The sequence below is a fragment of the Streptomyces boninensis genome (assembly GCF_048572725.1).
Lineage (GTDB): Bacteria > Actinomycetota > Actinomycetes > Streptomycetales > Streptomycetaceae > Streptomyces > Streptomyces boninensis.
This window is the reverse complement of record NZ_CP183837.1, coordinates 1,385,929-1,404,446: the sequence shown is the minus strand read 5'-3', so window position 1 is coordinate 1,404,446 and position 18,518 is coordinate 1,385,929. Positions and strand designations below refer to the sequence as shown.

Sequence of the window (18,518 nt, the reverse complement as noted above, 5' to 3'; positions counted from 1 at the left end):
CCGGGGAGCAGTGAGTAGCCTCGCCGTTCATGCACGACGGCTACGAGCTCTCCACCGACCGCACCCGCCTCGACCGCGCCCTGGTGCACCGCTGGCTCTCCGAGGACGCCTACTGGGCGCTCGGCCGCAGCCGCGCGAAGCAGGACCTCGCCATCGAGGGCTCACTGAACTTCGGCGTCTACGACACCGCCTCCGGCGCCCAGGTCGCGTACGCCCGCATCGTCACCGACCACGCCACCTTCGCCTGGCTCTGCGACGTGTACGTCGCCCGCGAGGCCCGCGGCTTCGGCATCGGCACCGATCTCGCCGCCGCCGTGCGCGACCACCTCTCGCCGTACGGGCTGCGCCGCATCCTCCTTGCAACAGGTGATGCACACGGGGTTTACGAGAAAGTCGGCTTTACGCCGCTCGACGACCCGTCAAAGTGGATGGTCCTGGGCAAGCAGTGATCTCCCGCCTAGCATCCCGGGCATGAACGTCCGCCTCACCCTCCTCGCCGCGGCCCGCAGCTCGTCACTCCTGGACGTTCGTTTCGAGGACGACAGACCCCTGGACGCGGCGGGCTGGAGCGAGGCGGAGCGGGCGATCCCGGCGCTGGCTCACCTGGCGTCGGCGGAGATGCGCTACTGCTCCCCGACGCAGCGCTCCCGCGAGACGGGGCGGGTGCTCGGCCTCTCCCCGCTGGCGCAGCTCGCACTCCGCGACTGCGACATGGGCCGCTGGCGCGGCCGCACCCTCGGCGAGGTGACGGCGGTCGAGCCGCGCGCGGTGGACGCCTGGCTGGCCGATCCGCAGTCGGCGCCGCATGGCGGGGAGTCGCTGCTGATGTTCATACGGCGGGTGGGCGAGTGGCTCGACACCCGCCCCGCGGAGGACGGCGGGCACATCATCGCGGTGGCGGAGCCGTCGGTGATACGGGCGGCGCTGGTGTACGCGCTGAAGGCGCCGCCGCCCTCGTACTGGCATATAGAGCCGATGCCGCTGTCGACGGTGAATCTGATGGGGCGGCCGGGGCAGTGGAGCTTGCACTTGGATGGGTGGGGGTACTGACCTTTTGTTGGTGCTTCTTGCTCCGCTTACTCCGTCGCTTCCGCCTCCCGCTTGGCCTTCAGCCGGGCGGCTTCTTTACGTACATCCGCCTGCGTCGCGCGCTCCTGCTGCAGCCACTCGGGCAGCTCGGCCTTCAGCGCCTCGATCTGCTCCGTCGTCAGCGGGTCCGTAATGCCGCCGCGGGCCAGGCCCGAAATGGAGACGCCCAGCTTCTGCGCCACGACCGGGCGGGGGTGCGGGCCGTTGGCGCGCAGCTCGCGGAGCCACTCGGGCGGGTCGGCCTGCAGCGCATTCAGCTCGGCGCGCGAGACGACTCCCTCCTGGAAGGAGTCGGGGGTGGCCTGGAGGTACACACCCAGCTTCTTCGCCGCGGTGGCGGGCTTCATGGTCTGGGTGTTCTGCTGCGACGTCATGTATCCAGGGTATCGATCACCGGCCGTCCTCCCCGACCGCGCCGGGCGGTGGCGGATAAGCCGTGGCGGATAACCTGGCGGGGTGACAGGCAGCGATGACCCTGACCCGAAGGTTTTCCGGCTCGGCTACGTTCCCGGCGTGACGCCGGGGAAGTGGGTGGGGGTCTGGAACGAGCGGCTGCGTGGGGTGCCGCTGGAGCTGGTGTCCGTGGCCCCGGGGGCGGCGTCGTTCGAGCTGCTGCGCTCGGGTGGGGCGGATGCGGGGCTGCTGCGGTTGCCGGTGGATCGTACGGAGTTCAATGCGATTCCGCTGTATACGGAGACGACTGTCGTCGTCGTGCCCAAGGACCACTGGGTGACGGCGGCTGAGGAAGTGGCGCTGTCCGAGCTCTCGGATGAGGTCGTGCTTCACCCGCTGGACGACACGCTGGGCTGGGAGCCGGCCCCGCCGGGGGAACCTGCCTTCGAGCGGCCTGCGACCACCGCAGACGCGATCGAGCTGGTGGCGGCGGGCATCGGCCTGCTGTACGTACCGCAATCGCTGGCGCGACTGCACCATCGCAAGGACCTCACGTACCGCCCGGTGCCGGACGCACCGCAGTCGCAGGTCGCGCTGGCGTGGCCGGGGGTGGGGGAGGAGGCGCCTGACCTGGTGGAGGAGTTCATCGGGATTGTGCGGGGGCGGACGGTCAACAGCACGCGGGGGCGGCGGGGGCAGGCGGGGAAGGGGGCTGGGAACGGAGCTGGGAAAGCCAAGGCGCCGGCCAAGTCCAAGGGGGGCGATGGCCGTGCTTCGGGATCGAGGGCTGGGCGTAAGACCGGCAAGGGCCAGGTTCGGGGCAAGGGCGGTCCGCGTGGTGGCGGGCGTGGTCGCGGCCGTAGGGGCTGATGTTGTGGGCGGGTGGCTTGGCATCGGATGGTGACGGCCGCGTCGCCGTCTCTTGGCTTGGTCCGGTGCCAGAAACGGATGGCTGGCTGCGGAGGAGTGGGGGCGGCTGGGCACGAAGGGCTGCCGGGCGCCGGTCTGGGTCTGGGGTCTGGCAGGGAGGGGCGGGCTGGACCTGCCTGACGATGGCGGGGCTGCCGGGCGGCGGCTTGGCGGAGGGGCGCAACGGCTGGTGGTGGGGGCGCGGGGAGGGGTGGCGTGCGCTCTTTTTCTTGTGGGTGTGTCTGGGGGCCAGGTACCCAGGTCAGGCTGTCCTGCCTCAGCCCACGGGGCTCGGCCGGGCCGACCTGGGTACCGCGCCCCCCGACACACCCACAAGAAAAAGAGCGCGCACGGACCCCAAGTGCGCCCCCTCTTCACCGGATGCGCCCCGCTCCCCGGGGGAGTCCCTTCACCGCAATGCCGCCGCTCGGCAGCCCAGCGATCGTCAGGCAAGCCCGGGTCCGCCCCATCCCGCCAAGCCGCTGCCCGGCAGCCCAGCGATCGTCAGGCAGGCCCGGGTCCGCCCCATCCCGCCAAGCCGCTGCCCGGCAGCCCAGCGATCGTCAGGCAGGCCCGGGCCCGCCCTGCCAGACCGCCGCCCGGCAGCCCCTCCGTACCCACCGCCCCCCACTCCTCCGCAGCCAGCCATCCGTTTCTGGCACCGGACCAAGCCAAGACACGGCGACGCGGCCGTCACTATCCGATGCCAAGCCGCCCGTTCCCACCCGAAGCCCCGGCAACAGGCGTCCGCGGCAGCTCGCACAGCTTGCGTAGCGGCGAGAGGAAGACGGGCAGGAAGGCCAGCGATAGGCAAAGAGCGCCCGCCCACACCGCCACCCGGACACCCGCCAACTCCCCCACCAGCCCCGCCAGCGCCGAGCCGACCGCCAGGGCGCCCGTCAGGACGAAGCGGAAGGTGGCATTCATGCGGCCCAACAGGGCGTCAGGGGTGAGGTGTTGGCGGAGGGTGACGCCGAGGACGTTGTCGATGCCCATCTTCGTGGTGGCGAGCAGCCAGCCCGCTCCCGCCACCCACACCCACGGGCCGTCGCCGACCAGGCCGACCGCAAGGCCCGCCGGCGCGAGGCACAGGCCGGCCAGGCCGAGGGTGCGGCCGTGGCCCAGGTGCTGGGCCAGGCGGCGGGCGCACGTCGCGCCCAGGAGGATGCCGGCGCCGCCTGCGGCCCAGTACGCGCCCAGGGCCCCCGCAGGCAGGCCGAGTTCGCGGGTGAAGAGCACCGGCAGCATCGCATTGATCATTTGTGCCCCTAGGTTGGAGAGCGCGGCGGTGATGGCCAGGGCGCGCAACTCGCGGGCCGCGAAGACGTGCCGCAGGCCCTCCGCGATCTCCGTACGGAGGCGGCGGGTGCCCGCCGCCGGGGCCGACCGGCGCAGCGGGCCGAGGCCGGTGAGGCCCAGGGCGGAGGCCAGGTATGCGAGTGCCGCGCCCGCCAGGGCCAGCGGCGCGGAGAGCGCCTGTACCAGCAGGCCGCCGGCGCCGCGGCCGGCGATGTTGGCCCCCGCCATCAGGCCGACGACAGCGGCATTCGCCGGCACCAGGCGTTCCCGGCCGACCAGTTCCGGCAGCACGGTCTGCGAGCCGACGTCGAAGAACACCGTCGCGCAGCCATTCAGCAGCACCACCGCATACAGCTGCGGCAGCGACAGCACATCCAGCCACCACGCCACCGGTATCGACGCCAGCAGCAGCGCCCGCGCGGCATCCGCCGCCACCAGCACCCGGCGTCCCGGCAGCCGGTCCACCCACGCCCCCGCGGGCAGGCCGATCAGCAGAAAGGCGGCCGTGGACAGCGCGGCCAGCGCGCCGACCTGCCCCGGGCCCGCGTCGAGGGCGAGGACCGCGAGGAGTGGGACGGCGACGTAGCCGATGTTGCTGCCGGCGTGGCTGAGGGCGGTGGCGGCGAAGAGCGTACGGAAAGGGCGCAGGCGCCACGGGGACTGGTCGCGGGAGACGGGCGTCATGCGCGCTACGGTGCGTGCTCCTCGTGGCCGGACCTACTGATTTAGGCTGAGCTAAATGATCGAGATCGAGTTCGATGCCGAGGACGTGGCCCGTACGCGCTTCGCGCTGTCGCCGCTGTGGGAGGCGGTGGCGAGCGTGCGGGTGCTGAAAGGCGCCGACGAGCACGGCATGCACCGGGTCTGGGCGGAACAGGTGAGCCCTCGGCTGGCGGCCGCGGACGCCGACCTCCGCCCGCTCTTCGACCTGGTGCCGGTGCCGCCGAATCCGCGTTGGGCCGGCGCTCTGCCGGGCTTCATCTGCCCGCCGCCCACCACCCCGCTGCCGTCTCTTGCCGTGGAGCTGGCGACCGTACGGGCCACCCCGCCCGAGCAGTTGCGCACCACCGCCGACGTGCCGCCGGAGCGGCTGGCGGCGCTGCGCGCGGACCCGGGGCGGGAGCTCGGGCGGCTGGCGGAGGCCGTCGAGGCGTACTGGGAGCTGGCCCTGGAGCCGTACTGGCCGCGGATTCTTACCCTGCTGACCGGGGATATCCGCTATCGCGCCGACCGGCTGGCGGAGGGCGGTGCGCGGCATCTGCTGGCGGACCTGGATCCGCAGGTCACGTGGGCGGAGGGGGCGGGTGCGACGCTGCATCTGGAGCATCGGGCCGTCAGCCTGTCGCCGCAGCTCGGCGGGCGGGGGCTGCTGCTGGTGCCGTCGGCGTTCGTGTGGCCGCGGATCTTCTCCGTCTTCACCGAGCCGTGGCAGCCCTCGCTGCGCTATCCGCCGCGCGGCGTCGGCACGCTGTGGGAGACCCGGCCGGCGGCCGCGCCCTCGGCGGCGCTCGCGGGCGTGCTCGGGCGCTCGCGCGCGGCCATCCTGGCCGGGCTCACGGCGCCGGCGTCGACGACGGAGCTGGCCGGCCGGACCGGGCTCACCGCGGGCGGCGTATCGCAGCACCTGAGCGCGCTACGGGCCGCGGGCCTGGTCGGCGGCCACCGCGCCGGGCGAGAGGTGCTTTACGCGCGTACCCAGGCGGGGGAGACGCTGGTGCAGGCGGCGGGGGCCTGAGGGCTCGTCCCTCTCACTCGCGCGGCTGCATGAACCGGATCATGTTCCCCGCCGGATCCCGGAAAGCGCAGTCGCGCATCCCGTACGGCATGTCCATCGGCTCCTGGAGGACCTCGCCGCCCGCCGCGCGGACCTTCTCGAAGGTCGCGTCGCAGTTGTCGGTGTGGAAGTTGACGCCGCGCAGCAGGCCCTTGGCCAGCAGCTCCTCCGTGGCCTGGCGGTCGGCGGCGGAGGCGTTGGGGTCGGCGGCCGGGGTCTCCAGGACGATCTCCGGGCCCTCGCCGTCGGGCGAGGCGACGGTCACCCAGCGCAGGCCCTCGTACTTGACGTCGTTGCGCACCTCCAGGCCCAGGGCGTCGCGGTAGAAGGCGAGCGCCTTTTCGTGGTCGTCCACGGAGATGAAGCACTGCTGGAGTTTGATGCTCATGGCTTCGACCGTACCGTCGCGTGCCTGCTCCCGCCCGGAAGTCACCCAGCAGCACGGCTATTTCCACGCGGGCGGCTAGCGTTAAGACCAGCGTCTGCGCGCGTGGCGTGGCTGGTAGCGGGGGCGGGGCCAGTAGCGGGCCCGGCGGGCCGGGCGGGGTGGATGGCCCGGGGCCGGGGCGTACGCCGGGTCCGGAGGGTAGACCGGGACCGGGGGGCCTGGACGGTCCCGGTAATCGGGCCGCGCGCGATAGCCCGGGCCGTCCCACAGGCCGGGCTGCAGCGGAGGGGCGGCCGGGTGGACCGCGGCCCTGGCCTCCTCGTCGCGTACGACGATCCCCGCCCCGAAGGCCGCCATCATGCCGAAGAGAAGGTGCGCCGTCGCCATGATCCACGGTGTGAAGCCCGCCGCCGCCACCGGGTCGATCGCGTGCCAGATGCCGAACTGCATCACGATCCAGATGCCCGAGGCCATCAGCGTGCCCGCGGCGATCACCAGCGAGCGTGCCCTGGTGAACCGGAAGGCGAGGGTCGCGATGAGGATGCCGAAGAACATCGCCACCAGTACGTGCGTGACCAGCCCGATCAGGATCGCCGGCAGGCTCACCGCGCCGTCGAGCGGCGCGTCCCGCCACCAGGTGTGCGCGATGAGGTTGAGCGGCGTCAGCCAGCCGCTGCCCGTCAGCCCCAGCAGCACCATCGCCCAGGCCGCCATCGCCAGTCCGCCCAGGATCCCGCCGATCACGCCGGAACGTATTGCCACCGTGTCCCCCCTGGACAAACCCGGGCTTACGCGCCCCCTGCCGACACGCACCGTGTCAGCCCGGCCACGCGGAGGCGAGGGCCGAACGGGTACCGCGAGGTGCCCGGACGGCCCCTGTTCGCGGCTGCCGGAAGGCGAGCCGTTCCCAGCTGCGCGGCCCTGAGCCGCCATTGCATAAAACTTCCATGCTGCGTATAGTCATGCCATCGAGCTGGGAGGCATGCAAATGGCGGTACGGGCAGCAGTCGCGGGGGCGAGCGGATACGCGGGCGGTGAGGTGCTGCGCCTGCTGCTCGGGCACCCGGAGGTCGAGATCGGCGCCCTCACCGCTCATTCCAACGCAGGTCAGCCGCTCGGCGCCAGCCAGCCGCACCTCGCCCCGCTCGCCGACCGGGTGCTGCAGGACACCACCGCCGAGGCCCTCGCCGGGCACGACGTCGTCTTCCTCGCGCTGCCGCACGGCCAGTCCGCCGCGGTCGCGGAGCAGCTCGGCGACGGCACGCTCGTCGTCGACTGCGGTGCCGACTTCCGCCTCAAGGACGCGGACGACTGGGCCGCCTTCTACGGCACCGACCACGCCGGCACCTGGCCGTACGGGCTCCCCGAGCTCCCCGGGCACCGCGACGCGCTCCGCGGCAGCAAGCGCATCGCCGTCCCCGGCTGCTATCCGACCGCGGTCTCGCTCGCGCTCTTCCCCGCGTACGCCGCCGGGCTCGCCGAGCCCGAGGCCGTGATCACCGCCGCCACCGGCACCTCGGGCGCGGGCAAGGCGCTCAAGCCGCATCTGCTCGGCAGTGAGGTGATGGGCTCGATGAGCCCGTACGGCGTGGGCGGCGGGCACCGGCACACCCCCGAGATGCGGCAGAATCTCTCGGCCGTGGCCGGGGAGGACGTCACCGTCTCCTTCACGCCCACCCTCGCGCCGATGTCCCGCGGCATCCTCGCCACCTGTTCCGTAAAGGCGAAAGCGGGCACGACCGCGACAGCCCTTCGCGAGGCGTACGAAAAGGCCTTCGCCGGCGAGCCCTTCGTACGCCTCCTCCCCGAAGGCCAGTGGCCCGCCACCGCCGCCGTCTACGGCGCCAACGCCGCCCAGGTGCAGGTCGCGTACGACGAGCACGCCGGCCGCGTCATCGCCATCAGCGCCATCGACAACCTCACCAAGGGCACCGCCGGCGGTGCCGTCCAGAGCATGAACATCGCCCTCGGGCTCCCGGAGGAGCTGGGGCTTTCCACGACAGGGGTGGCGCCGTGAGCGTTACGGCAGCGAAGGGATTCACGGCAGCGGGGATCGCCGCCGGGATCAAGGAGAACGGGAACGCGGACCTGGCGCTCGTCGTCAACCGCGGCCCCCGCCAGGCTGCCGCCGGCGTGTTCACCTCCAACCGTGTCAAGGCCGCTCCTGTGCTGTGGAGCGAGCAGGTCCTCAAGGGCGGGCAGCTCGCGGCCGTCGTCCTCAACTCCGGCGGCGCCAACGCCTGCACCGGGCCGAAGGGCTTCCAGGACACCCACGCCACCGCCGAGAAGGTCGCCGATGTCCTCGGCGAGTCCGCCGCGGAGATCGCCGTCGCGTCCACCGGGCTGATCGGCATGCTGCTGCCGATGGACAAGCTGCTGCCGGGCGTCGAGACCGCCGCGGCCGCGCTGTCCGAGCACGGCGGTGAGAAGGCCGCCATCGCCATCAAGACCACCGACACCGTGCACAAGACGGCCGTGGTCACCAAGGACGGCTGGACCGTCGGCGGCATGGCCAAGGGCGCCGGGATGCTCGCGCCCGGGCTCGCCACCATGCTCGTCGTCCTCACCACCGATGCCGACGTCGACACCGCCGGGCTCGACCAGGCGCTCCGTGCCGCCACCCGCGCCACCTTCGACCGCGTCGACTCCGACGGCTGCATGTCGACCAACGACACCGTCCTGCTGCTCGCCTCCGGCGCCTCCGGAGTCGCCCCCGAGCACGGCGAGTTCGCCGAGGCCGTACGGGCCGTCTGCGACGACCTCGGGCAGCAGCTCATCCGCGACGCGGAGGGCGCCAGCAAGGACATCCGTATCGACGTCATCAACGCCGCGTCCGAGGACGACGCCGTCGAGGTCGGCCGCTCCATCGCCCGTAACAACCTCCTCAAGTGCGCCCTGCACGGCGAGGACCCCAACTGGGGCCGGGTGCTCTCCGCCATCGGCACGACGCGGGCCGCCTTCGACCCGGACCAGCTCAACGTCGCCATCAATGGCGTCTGGGTCTGCAAGAACGGCTCTGTCGGCGAGGACCGGGACCTGGTCGACATGCGCTTCCGCGAGGTCCGTATCACCGCCGACCTCGCCGCGGGCGGCGAGACCGTCACCGTCTGGACCAACGACCTGACCGCCGACTACGTCCACGAGAACAGCGCGTACAGCTCATGACCACGACGCGGAAGCACACCGCACTGCCCAAGGCGCAGACCCTCATCGAGGCGCTGCCCTGGCTGACGAAGCATCACGGCAAGACCGTCGTCATCAAGTTCGGCGGCAACGCCATGGTCGATGAAGACCTGAAGGCCGCCTTCGCGCAGGACGTCGTCTTTCTGCGGCACGCGGGCCTGAAGCCCGTGGTCGTGCACGGTGGCGGGCCGCAGATCAGCGCGCAACTGGACAAGCACGGCCTCGTCAGCGAGTTCAAGGCCGGGCTGCGGGTCACCACGCCTGAGGCGATGGATGTCGTACGGATGGTGCTGGCCGGGCAGGTGCAGCGGGAGCTGGTCGGGCTGCTCAATCAGCATGGGCCGCTCGCCGTTGGCCTCACCGGCGAGGACGCGCACACGATAACCGCCACCAAGCATCAGCCCCTGATCGACGGCGAGTTCGTCGACATCGGCCGGGTCGGTGAGGTGACGCAGATCGACACCGGCGCCGTGGAGGCGCTGCTTGCCGACGGGCGGATCCCGGTCATCTCCTCCATCGCACGCTCCGAGGACGACGGACATGTCTACAACGTCAATGCTGATACGGCGGCTGCGGCACTCGCTGCGGCGCTGGACGCCGAGACCCTGATGGTTCTCACCGACGTCGAGGGGCTCTACGAGGACTGGCCGAACAGTGACGACGTCATCAGCCGGCTGACCGCCAGCCAGCTGGAGAAGCTGCTGCCCGACCTGGCGAGCGGGATGGTCCCGAAGATGGAGGGCTGCCTGCACGCCGTACGCAACGGGGTGCACACCGCGCGCGTGATCGACGGGCGGGTCCAGCACAGCATCCTGCTGGAGATTTTCACGGATGAGGGGATCGGCACGATGGTCGTGCCGGACGCAGAGGAGGGGAAGGCAGCATGACGGCAGCGAACGCGAACGACGAGCTGACCCAGCGGTGGCAGTCCAGCCTGATGGACAACTACGGCACCCCGCGCGTCCCCCTCGTCCGCGGCGCCGGCGCCAAGCTGTGGGACGGCGACGGCAAGGAGTACAACGACTTCCTCGGCGGCATCGCGGTCAATTCGCTGGGCACGGGGCACCCGGCCGTGGTGCAGGCCGTCACCGAGCAGATCCAGACCCTCGGGCACGTCTCGAACCTCTTCATCGCCCCGCCGCCGGTGGCCCTCGCCGAGAAGCTCCTCGGGCTCTTCGGGCGTCCTGGGCGGGTCTACTTCTCCAACTCGGGCGCCGAGGCCAACGAGGCCGCCTTCAAGATCGGGCGGCTCACGGGCCGCAAGCACATGGTCGCCACCTCGGGTGGCTTCCACGGCCGCACCATGGGCGCGCTCGCGCTCACCGGGCAGCCGGGGAAGCAGGAGGGCTTCGCGCCGCTGCCCGGCGACGTCAGGCACATCCCGTACGGGGACGCCGACGCGCTGCGCGCCGCCGTCACCGACGAGACCGCGCTCGTCATCATCGAGCCCATCCAGGGCGAGAACGGCGTCGTCGTGCCGCCGGCGGACTACCTCGCGGCCGCGCGGGAGATCACGTACGCCGCCGGGGCGCTCCTCGTCCTCGACGAGGTGCAGACCGGCATCGGGCGTACGGGCCACTGGTGCGAGGCGCTCGCGCAGGGCGTCGAGCCGGATGTCATCACCTTCGCCAAGGGGCTCGGCGGCGGGCTGCCGATCGGCGCCACCATCGCCTTCGGCGACGCGGCCGGGCTGCTGCACCCCGGGCAGCACGGCACCACCTTCGGCGGGAACCCGGTCGCCTGCGCGGCCGCGCTCGCCGTCCTCGACACCATCGCCGCCGACGGGCTGCTCGACCACGTCAAGCGGGTGGGGGAGCGGCTGCGGGACGGGATCTGGCAGCTGGGGCACCCGCTGGTGGAGCAGGTGCGCGGCAGCGGGCTGCTGCTGGGTATCGTTCTCACCGAGTCCGTCGCGCCCGCCGTGCAGCAGGCGGCGCAGGACGCGGGATTCCTGGTGAACGCGGCGGTGCCCAACGTCGTCAGGCTCGCGCCGCCCCTGATCGTCACCGAGGCGGAGGCCGACGCCCTGATCCAGGCGCTGCCCGCGATCCTCGACGCGGCGGACCCCGCCGAGTCAGCCGTACGAACCGGAGAGTGACGAGATGTCCGATGAGGAGCAGGGTGGTCCGCAGGTGCCGCAGACGCGCACGGCACGCCACCGCCGGATCGTGGACATCCTCAACCGGCAGCCGGTGCGCTCCCAGAGCCAGCTCGCGAAGCTGCTCGCCGACGACGGCCTCACCGTCACCCAGGCGACGCTCTCCCGGGACCTGGACGAGCTGGGTGCGGTCAAGATCCGTAACACCGGCGGGGAGCTGATCTACGCGGTGCCGTCCGAGGGGGGCTTCCGCACCCCGCACGCGCCGCTCGGAGAGTCGGCCAAGGAGGAGCGGCTGCAGCGGCTCGCCGGGGAGCTGCTGATCTCGGCGGAGTCGTCGGCGAACATCGTCGTGCTGCGCACCCCGCCGGGCGCCGCCCAGTTCCTCGCCTCCGCCATCGACTCGGCGGAGCTCCATGCCATCCTCGGCTCCATCGCGGGCGACGACACGCTGATGCTCATCAGCCGCGACCCGTCCGGCGGGCAGGAACTCGCCGACCACCTGCTGAAGCTGGCCCAGCGCAGTCACTGAGCCGGGTGACCGCCGGGTGCGCCGCCCACCCGGACGGGCCGCCGCCTAGTGGACTGGCCGCCATGGCCACCACCCCCCGCGAATTCGACCTCAGCTTCGCCGCCGCCCAGCCGCGCTCGGCCACCACCCGCGACGTCGGGCTGCTCCTGCTGCGCCTGGTGCTCGGCGTGATCATGGTGGGGCACGGCACCCAGAAACTCTTCGGCTACTTCAACGGGCCAGGGCTCGACAAGGCCGGCCTGGGCTTCAAGGCCATGGGCTATCCGGCGGGCAAGACGATGGCGGCGATCGCCGGGCTGAGCGAGACGCTGGGCGGCGTCGGCCTGATCTTCGGCTTCCTCACGCCGCTCGCGGCGGCGGCCGTCCTCGGCACCATGATGAACGCGATGGCCGTCCACTGGGGCGGCTTCTTCGCGCCGAAGGGCCTTGAGTACGAGCTGATGCTGGCCGCCGCGGCCGCGGCGCTGTGCCTGACGGGGCCCGGCCGGCTCTCGGTCGACAACTACCTGCCGCGGCTGCGCGACGAGTCGCGGGCCGCGCACCGGTGGATCTGCCTGCTGCTGGGGCTGGTGCTGGGCGCGGTCGTGCTGCTGATCAAGGGGTAGGCGGCATCGGGAGCGGCAGCCCGGGGAGGCCGTCGATGCTGGTACCCACCCACTTGCTCTTCTCCTGGTAGGCGATGACCTCGGCATCGTCCTTGCGCCCGAAGAACTTCCGGTGCAGGTCACGGTCCTCGTCGTACGACATGAAGGGCACCGCATAGCCGCAGGTGTCCCGGATCAGCTCGGCCCGTACGACGATGATCGCGCGCAGGCCATTGCCGCTCGGGTCGATGTCCGTGAAGCGCCCCAGCAGCTCGGGGAAGCGCGGGTCGTCGCGGAAGACCGGCTCGCCGCGGCCGTGGACGCGGACGATGTTCGGGGGGCCCTGGAAGGCGCACCACATGAGGGTGATGCGGCCGTTCTCGCGGAGGTGGGCGACGGTCTCGGCGTTGGAGCCGGAGAAGTCGAGATAGGCGACGGTGTGCTCGTCGAGGACGACGAGGGAGCCCTTCAAGCCCTTGGGGGAGAGGTTTACCGTGCCGTCGCCGGCGAGCGGCGCGGTCGCGGTGAAGAAGATCGGCTGCTCTTCTATGAAGGCGCGGAGCCTGCCTTCTATGGCCTCGTGTGTCTTTCCCATGCCGCTGATCCTCGCATGCGGCGGAACCGCGGCGGATCCCGGGTTGACGATTCATACGGAGTTCTGCATACTCATGCATAGCAGCGCATGAATTCGTTAGAGGAGACCCCCGTGACTGAGCGCGTCGTACTCGCCTACTCCGGCGGCCTGGACACGTCCGTCGCCATCGGCTGGATCGCCGAGGAGACCGGTGCCGAGGTGATTGCCGTGGCCGTGGATGTCGGCCAGGGCGGTGAGGACCTCGACGTGATCCGCAAGCGCGCGCTCGCCTGCGGCGCGGTCGAGGCGGAGGTCGCGGACGCGAAGGACGAGTTCGCCGAGGAGTACTGCCTCCCGGCGATCCGGGCCAACGCGCTCTACATGGACCGGTACCCGCTGGTCTCGGCCCTCTCCCGGCCGACCATCGTCAAGCACCTGGTCGCCGCCGCCAAGAAGCACGGCGCCTCCACGGTCGCGCACGGCTGCACCGGCAAGGGCAATGACCAGGTCCGGTTCGAGGCCGGCATCGTGGCCCTCGCCCCCGAGCTGAAGTGCATCGCCCCCGTCCGGGACTACGCGATGACCCGGGACAAGGCGATCGCCTTCTGCGAGGAGAAGCAGCTCCCGATCGCGACCACGAAGAAGTCGCCGTACTCGATCGACCAGAACGTCTTCGGACGGGCCGTCGAGACCGGCTTCCTCGAGGACATCTGGAATGCCCCGATCGAGGACGTCTACGAGTACACGTCGAACCCGGCCACCTCCCGGGAGGCCGACGAGGTCGTCATCACCTTCAAGCAGGGCATCCCCGTCGCCATCGACGGCAAGCCGGTGACGGTGCTGCAGGCGATCCAGCAGCTCAACGAGCGGGCGGGCGCCCAGGGCATCGGCCGGATCGACATGGTCGAGGACCGGCTCGTCGGCATCAAGTCGCGGGAGGTCTACGAGGCCCCCGGCGCGATCGCGCTGATCACCGCGCACCAGGAGCTGGAGAACGTCACCGTCGAGCGGGAGCTGGCGCGCTACAAGCGGCAGGTCGAGCAGCGGTGGGGCGAGCTGGTCTACGACGGCCTGTGGTTCTCCCCGCTGAAGCGGGCCCTGGACGGCTTCATCAATGAGGCCAACCAGCACGTGTCCGGCGACATCCGGATGACCATGCACGGCGGCCGGGCCGTGGTGACGGGCCGGAAGTCGGACGAGTCGCTGTACGACTTCAACCTGGCGACGTACGACACGGGCGACACCTTCGACCAGTCGAAGGCGCAGGGCTTCATCGACATCTTCGGGCTCAGCCAGAAGATCGCCGCAAAGCGCGACCTCGCGCAGTAGCCTCGCCGCACGCCTGCCCCCGAGAGATTTGGAGCCATCCGCAATGGCCAGCAAAAGCGCCGACATCAAGCTCTGGGGCGGGCGCTTCGCCGACGGGCCCTCCGCGGCGCTCGAGAAGCTTTCCGCGTCCGTGCACTTCGACATGCGGCTCGCGCCGTACGACATCGCCGGGTCGCGGGCCCATGCCCGCGTGCTGCACACGGCCGGGCTGCTGACCGCCGACGAGCTGGAGCGGATGATCGCGGGGCTGGACCGGCTGGAGGCCGATGTCGCCGCCGGGGACTTCGTCGCCACCATCGCCGACGAGGACTGCCACACCGCGCTGGAGCGCGGGCTGCTGGAGCGCGTCGGGCCCGAGCTCGGCGGGAAGCTGCGGGCCGGGCGGTCGCGTAATGACCAGGTGGCCACGCTCTTCCGGATGTATCTGCGCGAGCACGCCCGCATCATCGGCGGGCTGCTCGCCGAGCTGCAGCAGGCGCTCGTCGGGCTCGCCGAGGCGCACCCGGAGACCGCCATGCCGGGGCGTACGCACCTGCAGCACGCGCAGCCGGTGCTCTTCGCGCACCACGTGCTCGCGCACGCACAGGCGCTCTCCCGGAACGGCGAGCGGCTGCGGCAGTGGGACGAGCGGACGGCCGTGTCGCCGTACGGGTCCGGCGCACTCGCCGGGTCCTCGCTCGGCCTCGACCCGGAGGCGGTCGCCGCGGAGCTGGGCTTCGAGCACGGGTCCGCCGGCAACTCCATCGACGGGACGGCGTCGCGCGACTTCGTCGCGGAGTTCGCCTTCATCACCGCGATGATCGGCGTGGATGTCTCCCGTATCGCGGAGGAGGTCATCATCTGGAACACGAAGGAGTTCTCCTTCGTGACCCTGCACGACGCCTTCTCCACCGGATCGTCGATCATGCCGCAGAAGAAGAACCCGGATATCGCGGAGCTGGCGCGCGGCAAGTCGGGGCGGCTGATCGGCAATCTGACCGGGCTGATGGCTACGCTCAAGGCCCTTCCGCTCGCGTACAACCGCGATCTCCAGGAGGACAAGGAGCCGGTCTTCGACTCCTGCGACCAGCTGGAGATCCTGCTGCCCGCCTTCACCGGCATGATGGCCACCCTCACGGTCAACCGCGAGCGCATGGAGGAGCTGGCGCCCGCCGGCTTCTCGCTCGCCACCGACATCGCGGAGTGGCTGGTGAAGCAGGGCGTGCCCTTCCGTGTCGCGCACGAGACGGCGGGGGAGTGCGTGAAGGTCTGCGAGGCGGAGGGCATCGAGCTCGACCAGCTGACGGACGAGCAGTTCGCGAAGATCTCTTCGCACCTCACCCCTGAGGTACGGACCGTGCTCAACGTCCCCGGCGCGCTGGCGGCCCGTAACGGCCGCGGTGGCACCGCGCCTTCGGCGGTGGCGGTGCAACTTGCTGAGGTGAAGCGGGACGTCGAGGTGCAGCTGGCCTGGGCGACGGCCAAGGGGTGAGCGCCGCGGGCGAGCGGGCGACGGCTCGCCCGGTCGCCCGGACCGTGCGGCCGCTCACGCCGCCTAGTGCGCCACCGGCACCGGCACCCCCTCCTGCTCCGGGACGCCCAGCAGGTCCGCGTCCCGCTGCGGGCGCAGGAAGCCCGTCGCCAGCGCGCCGCCCGCTGCCAGCAGCACGGCGGTGAGCAGCCAGCCGTTCTGGTAGCCCGCGTCCGCGTCGGGCGCGGCGTCCACGATGCGCCCCAGAGTGGCGGGCGCGAGTACGCCGCCCAGCGCGAAGACGCTGGTCAGCGCGCCCAGCACGATGCCGCGCTGCGGCGGCGGCGTGATCCGGGCGCAGGCCGTCGCGCCCGCCGTCATCATCACCATCGCCATGGACAGCGGCCCGAACATCAGCACCGTCGTCAGCCACGCCGCATCGGTGACGGCGAACAGCGCCACCGCCACGGCCGAGCCAAGCATCAGCAGCCCGGCACCGGCGCCTTGGCGCAGCCGCGGTGTCCGCCCGCTGCGGACCGTTCGCTGCGCGAGCAGCCCATGGAACAGCAGCGCCGCGCCGTTGGTGAGGGCCACCGCGCCGATGGCGAGCCCGGCCTGGCGGCCGCTCCAGCCCATGACGGTCTCCAGGTAGTCGGGCGCCCAGGTGAGTTTGGCGCTCATGAGCCAGTACGCCGCGAAGGTGGCGAGGCAGGCGCTGAGGAAGGTGCCGGAGGTCAGGATGCGGCGCAGCGGGACGGATGGGGCCGCGTCCGCGTCCGGGCCCACGTCCCCGCCCGCCGCGACCACAGCCGCCGCGCCGCCATCGCCGCCCTCGGCGCCGGACCGCCCCAATGCCCGTCCCACCGACGGGGCCAACGGCCCCTCCGTACCGCCAACACGCCACACCCCCGCCCACACCAGCCCGATCAGCCCCACCACACCGAACGCCCAGCGCCACCCCCACACCTCGATCACCATCGACAGCGTCGGCGCCGCCACCGCCACCCCCGCCGACGCCCCCACCATCAGCACCGCCGTAGGCAGCGTCCGCTCCCGCTGCCCGAACCAGCCGTGCACATGGTGCATCGCCACCGGCGCCGCCGGACCCTCCGCCGCGCCCAGCAGCACCCGGGTCACCACCAGCGTCCCGAAGCCGGCCGCGCCCCACAGCATCGGCAGCTGCGCGGCCGACCACAGCAGCGCCATCGCCAGCAGCAGCACGGTGGTCCGTACGGTGCGGGTCAGATACGAGACGCCCAGCGCGGCCAGCGAGAAGAGCGCGAAGAACGCGGACTGGGCCGTGCCGAACTGCTGCCGGGAGATGTCCAGATCGCGCATCAGCCCCGGGCCCGCCAGGCCGAGCACCGCCTTGTCGGCGAAGTTGACCAGCATGAACACCAGCAGCAGCCACGTGGTGCCCCAGGGCGTACGGAGCCGGGCGCTCAGGATCCGGGCGCTCAGTCCCGCCATCAGTCGTCCGCCACCGGCGCGTGCCCGACGTGCCCGACGCCCACCGTCCAGCCGCCGCTGCGCCGCCGCTCCTCCGTACGCGCCAGCTCGGTCGCGATGTCCGTCCCCTCGACCACCGCCGCCGACTCCGCCGCCGCCCAGGTGAAGATGCCGCGCGCCATGGTCGACGACTCGGACTCGACGCGCCGGTCGTACACCGCGGCCCGTATCCGCGCCACATCCGCGTCCTCGGGCGCGGCGAGCGCGGCGGTCTCCGCCAGGTGGCAGGCCAGCCGCAGCTCGCCCTTCACCGCCAGCTCCTCGGCCCGCCGCGCCAGCACGATCGCGCCGCCCGCCACCGCGGCCAGCTCCGCCGAAACCGCCGCGTCGGACGCGGGCTTGAGGTGCGCCGGGTTCTGGTCGTACCAGCCGCCCCACAGCCGCCACAGGTTACGGACGATGAACTCCGGCTCGTCGTAGTTCGGGTGCAGATACGGGCGGGCCAGCAGGTCTGCCGGCGGCTTCACCTCCTGCAGCACCGTGTCCAGGCGGTGGCCGGCGTTCATCGCCTTCTTGGTCTGCTCGCACAGCGACTCCAGCAGCCGTGCCGTGTCGTCCAGCGCCCGCTCGATGCGGTCCGCGCCGACGATCGGCACCCCGTGCCCCGGCAGCAGCACCTCGGCGCCGAGCTCCTGCATCTCGCGCAGCGCGACCGCCCACTCCTCCGGGTAGCGCTGGGCCTTTTGCGGGTTGCCCGCGTTGGGGGCGTTCCAGATGAACAGGTCGCCCGTGCACAGCACCTTCAGCTCCGGCACCCACACCCACGTGTGGTCGTCGGTCTCGCCGCGCGCGTGCACCAGCTCGAAGGTGAGGTCGCCGCGGCGGAGCGTCATCCGGTCGCGGTAGGTGGTGTCCGGGTAGCGGTAGTCGGTCGGCCACTCCAGGCCCGGCACCGAGAACTGGCGCTGGTTGATGGCGGCGTTGTAGCCGTTCGTCGCGCGGTAGCGGTCGAAGCGGGCCGCTATCGCCTCGTGGGCGATCACCGTCGGGCGCGGGTCCTCGGCGTCGAAGGGCGCCATCCCCGTCGCGTGGTCGACATGGCCGTGGGTGAAGACGACCTCGCGGACCGGACCCGGGGCGAAGGCCCGTACCGCCGGGTGCAGCTTCTCTCCCGTAAAGACGTCGCCGGAGTCGATCATCACCACGCCGTCGCCGGTGTCGAAGGCCGTGACGTTCGCGAACCCCGGGAACAGCCCCACCCGCTCCGTGACCGCGACCAGCTCAGCGCCCACGAAACTCCCCGAGAGATGCGGCAGCAGCGTGTCCTCGCCCTTCCAGACGCGGTCGGCGTAGGCCAGATAGTCGTTGTGCTCGCTCATAGCGGCTGTCCTCCGGTGCGGGTGCCTGATCTTCGGTATCCGAGTCTGGGCCGGTGTCCGGGCGGGCTGAAGCGGGCGTCGTCACAGC

The 18,518-nt window shown here is 71.8% G+C and carries 19 protein-coding genes; 12 read left to right on the top strand and 7 right to left on the bottom strand.

Going from position 1 to position 18,518, the window contains the following annotated elements; translation table 11 throughout:
- Nucleotides 1-29: 29 nt before the first annotated feature.
- Together ACNNMR_RS06325 and ACNNMR_RS06320 are read left to right on the top strand one after the other, a co-directional pair.
- Nucleotides 30-449 (top strand): GNAT family N-acetyltransferase, encoded by a 420-nt coding sequence (locus ACNNMR_RS06325; RefSeq protein ID WP_419993530.1) that lies wholly within the window; start codon nucleotides 30-32, stop codon nucleotides 447-449.
- Nucleotides 450-471: 22 nt separating this feature from the next.
- Nucleotides 472-1,050 carry a histidine phosphatase family protein gene (locus ACNNMR_RS06320; protein WP_419993529.1) on the top strand — a complete coding sequence of 193 codons (579 nt, stop codon included), beginning with the start codon at nucleotides 472-474 and terminating at the stop codon, nucleotides 1,048-1,050.
- A 26-nt stretch (nucleotides 1,051-1,076) separates the two neighbouring features.
- Here ACNNMR_RS06320 and ACNNMR_RS06315 read toward each other — a convergent pair whose 3' ends face one another.
- Complete coding sequence (locus tag ACNNMR_RS06315; RefSeq protein WP_419993528.1) at nucleotides 1,077-1,463, bottom strand: DUF5997 family protein; 387 nt, start codon at nucleotides 1,461-1,463, stop codon at nucleotides 1,077-1,079.
- Nucleotides 1,464-1,545: 82 nt separating this feature from the next.
- Here ACNNMR_RS06315 and ACNNMR_RS06310 point away from each other — a divergent pair, with 82 nt between their 5' ends.
- Nucleotides 1,546-2,352 (top strand): LysR family transcriptional regulator substrate-binding protein, encoded by an 807-nt coding sequence (locus tag ACNNMR_RS06310; RefSeq protein ID WP_419993527.1) that lies wholly within the window; start codon nucleotides 1,546-1,548, stop codon nucleotides 2,350-2,352.
- Between the two features lie 735 nt (nucleotides 2,353-3,087).
- Here the strand turns inward: ACNNMR_RS06310 and ACNNMR_RS06305 are convergent.
- On the bottom strand, nucleotides 3,088-4,374 hold the full coding sequence (locus tag ACNNMR_RS06305; RefSeq protein WP_419993526.1) for an MFS transporter: 1,287 nt from the start codon (nucleotides 4,372-4,374) through the stop codon (nucleotides 3,088-3,090).
- A gap of 55 nt (nucleotides 4,375-4,429) precedes the next feature.
- Here ACNNMR_RS06305 and ACNNMR_RS06300 point away from each other — a divergent pair, with 55 nt between their 5' ends.
- Complete coding sequence (locus ACNNMR_RS06300) at nucleotides 4,430-5,425, top strand: DUF5937 family protein (protein ID WP_419993525.1); 996 nt, start codon at nucleotides 4,430-4,432, stop codon at nucleotides 5,423-5,425.
- Between the two features lie 13 nt (nucleotides 5,426-5,438).
- Here the strand turns inward: ACNNMR_RS06300 and ACNNMR_RS06295 are convergent, their stop codons facing one another.
- Together ACNNMR_RS06295 and ACNNMR_RS06290 are read right to left on the bottom strand one after the other, a co-directional pair.
- Entirely contained in the window at nucleotides 5,439-5,852 is a 414-nt protein-coding gene (locus ACNNMR_RS06295) for a VOC family protein (protein ID WP_419993524.1), read from the bottom strand.
- Nucleotides 5,853-5,933: 81 nt separating this feature from the next.
- Nucleotides 5,934-6,614 carry a hypothetical protein gene (locus ACNNMR_RS06290; RefSeq protein WP_419993523.1) on the bottom strand — a complete coding sequence of 227 codons (681 nt, stop codon included), beginning with the start codon at nucleotides 6,612-6,614 and terminating at the stop codon, nucleotides 5,934-5,936.
- 226 nt (nucleotides 6,615-6,840) lie between these two features.
- Here ACNNMR_RS06290 and argC point away from each other — a divergent pair, with 226 nt between their 5' ends.
- The 6 genes from argC to ACNNMR_RS06260 all read left to right on the top strand — a co-directional run bounded on the left by argC (nucleotide 6,841) and on the right by ACNNMR_RS06260 (nucleotide 12,270).
- A complete protein-coding gene (argC, locus tag ACNNMR_RS06285) occupies nucleotides 6,841-7,869 on the top strand; it encodes an N-acetyl-gamma-glutamyl-phosphate reductase (RefSeq protein ID WP_419993522.1) in 1,029 nt (342 codons plus the stop codon).
- A complete protein-coding gene (gene argJ, locus ACNNMR_RS06280; RefSeq protein WP_419993521.1) occupies nucleotides 7,866-9,017 on the top strand; it encodes a bifunctional glutamate N-acetyltransferase/amino-acid acetyltransferase ArgJ in 1,152 nt (383 codons plus the stop codon). The genes argC and argJ overlap by 4 nt, the downstream gene beginning before the upstream one ends.
- Nucleotides 9,014-9,922 (top strand): acetylglutamate kinase, encoded by a 909-nt coding sequence (gene argB, locus ACNNMR_RS06275; RefSeq protein WP_419993520.1) that lies wholly within the window; start codon nucleotides 9,014-9,016, stop codon nucleotides 9,920-9,922. The genes argJ and argB overlap by 4 nt, the downstream gene beginning before the upstream one ends.
- Nucleotides 9,919-11,133, top strand: a complete 1,215-nt coding sequence (locus ACNNMR_RS06270) for an acetylornithine transaminase (RefSeq protein WP_419993519.1) — start codon at nucleotides 9,919-9,921, stop codon at nucleotides 11,131-11,133. The genes argB and ACNNMR_RS06270 overlap by 4 nt, the downstream gene beginning before the upstream one ends.
- A 4-nt stretch (nucleotides 11,134-11,137) precedes the next feature.
- Nucleotides 11,138-11,665, top strand: coding sequence for an arginine repressor (locus ACNNMR_RS06265; protein ID WP_419993518.1), 528 nt, complete (start codon nucleotides 11,138-11,140; stop codon nucleotides 11,663-11,665).
- 62 nt (nucleotides 11,666-11,727) lie between these two features.
- On the top strand, nucleotides 11,728-12,270 hold the full coding sequence (locus ACNNMR_RS06260; protein ID WP_419993517.1) for a DoxX family protein: 543 nt from the start codon (nucleotides 11,728-11,730) through the stop codon (nucleotides 12,268-12,270).
- Here ACNNMR_RS06260 and ACNNMR_RS06255 read toward each other — a convergent pair.
- Nucleotides 12,260-12,844 (bottom strand): pyridoxamine 5'-phosphate oxidase family protein, encoded by a 585-nt coding sequence (locus tag ACNNMR_RS06255; RefSeq protein WP_419993516.1) that lies wholly within the window; start codon nucleotides 12,842-12,844, stop codon nucleotides 12,260-12,262. The two genes, ACNNMR_RS06260 and ACNNMR_RS06255, sit on opposite strands and share 11 nt — an antisense overlap.
- Before the next feature lie 111 nt (nucleotides 12,845-12,955).
- Here ACNNMR_RS06255 and ACNNMR_RS06250 point away from each other — a divergent pair, with 111 nt between their 5' ends.
- Nucleotides 12,956-14,152 (top strand): argininosuccinate synthase, encoded by a 1,197-nt coding sequence (locus tag ACNNMR_RS06250; RefSeq protein ID WP_419993515.1) that lies wholly within the window; start codon nucleotides 12,956-12,958, stop codon nucleotides 14,150-14,152.
- 43 nt (nucleotides 14,153-14,195) lie between these two features.
- On the top strand, nucleotides 14,196-15,623 hold the full coding sequence (gene argH, locus ACNNMR_RS06245) for an argininosuccinate lyase (RefSeq protein WP_419993514.1): 1,428 nt from the start codon (nucleotides 14,196-14,198) through the stop codon (nucleotides 15,621-15,623).
- A gap of 63 nt (nucleotides 15,624-15,686) precedes the next feature.
- On the opposite strand, the gene ACNNMR_RS06240 is transcribed toward argH, so the two are convergent.
- The gene (locus ACNNMR_RS06240; RefSeq protein ID WP_419993513.1) at nucleotides 15,687-17,072 is read right to left on the bottom strand and encodes an MFS transporter; all 1,386 of its coding nucleotides are present in this window, start codon (nucleotides 17,070-17,072) and stop codon (nucleotides 15,687-15,689) included.
- Nucleotides 17,072-18,430: an alkyl sulfatase dimerization domain-containing protein gene (locus ACNNMR_RS06235; RefSeq protein ID WP_419993512.1), complete on the bottom strand. Its 1,359-nt coding sequence runs from the start codon at nucleotides 18,428-18,430 to the stop codon at nucleotides 17,072-17,074. Before ACNNMR_RS06235 ends, ACNNMR_RS06240 begins: the two co-directional genes overlap by 1 nt.
- Nucleotides 18,431-18,518: the final 88 nt, after the last annotated feature.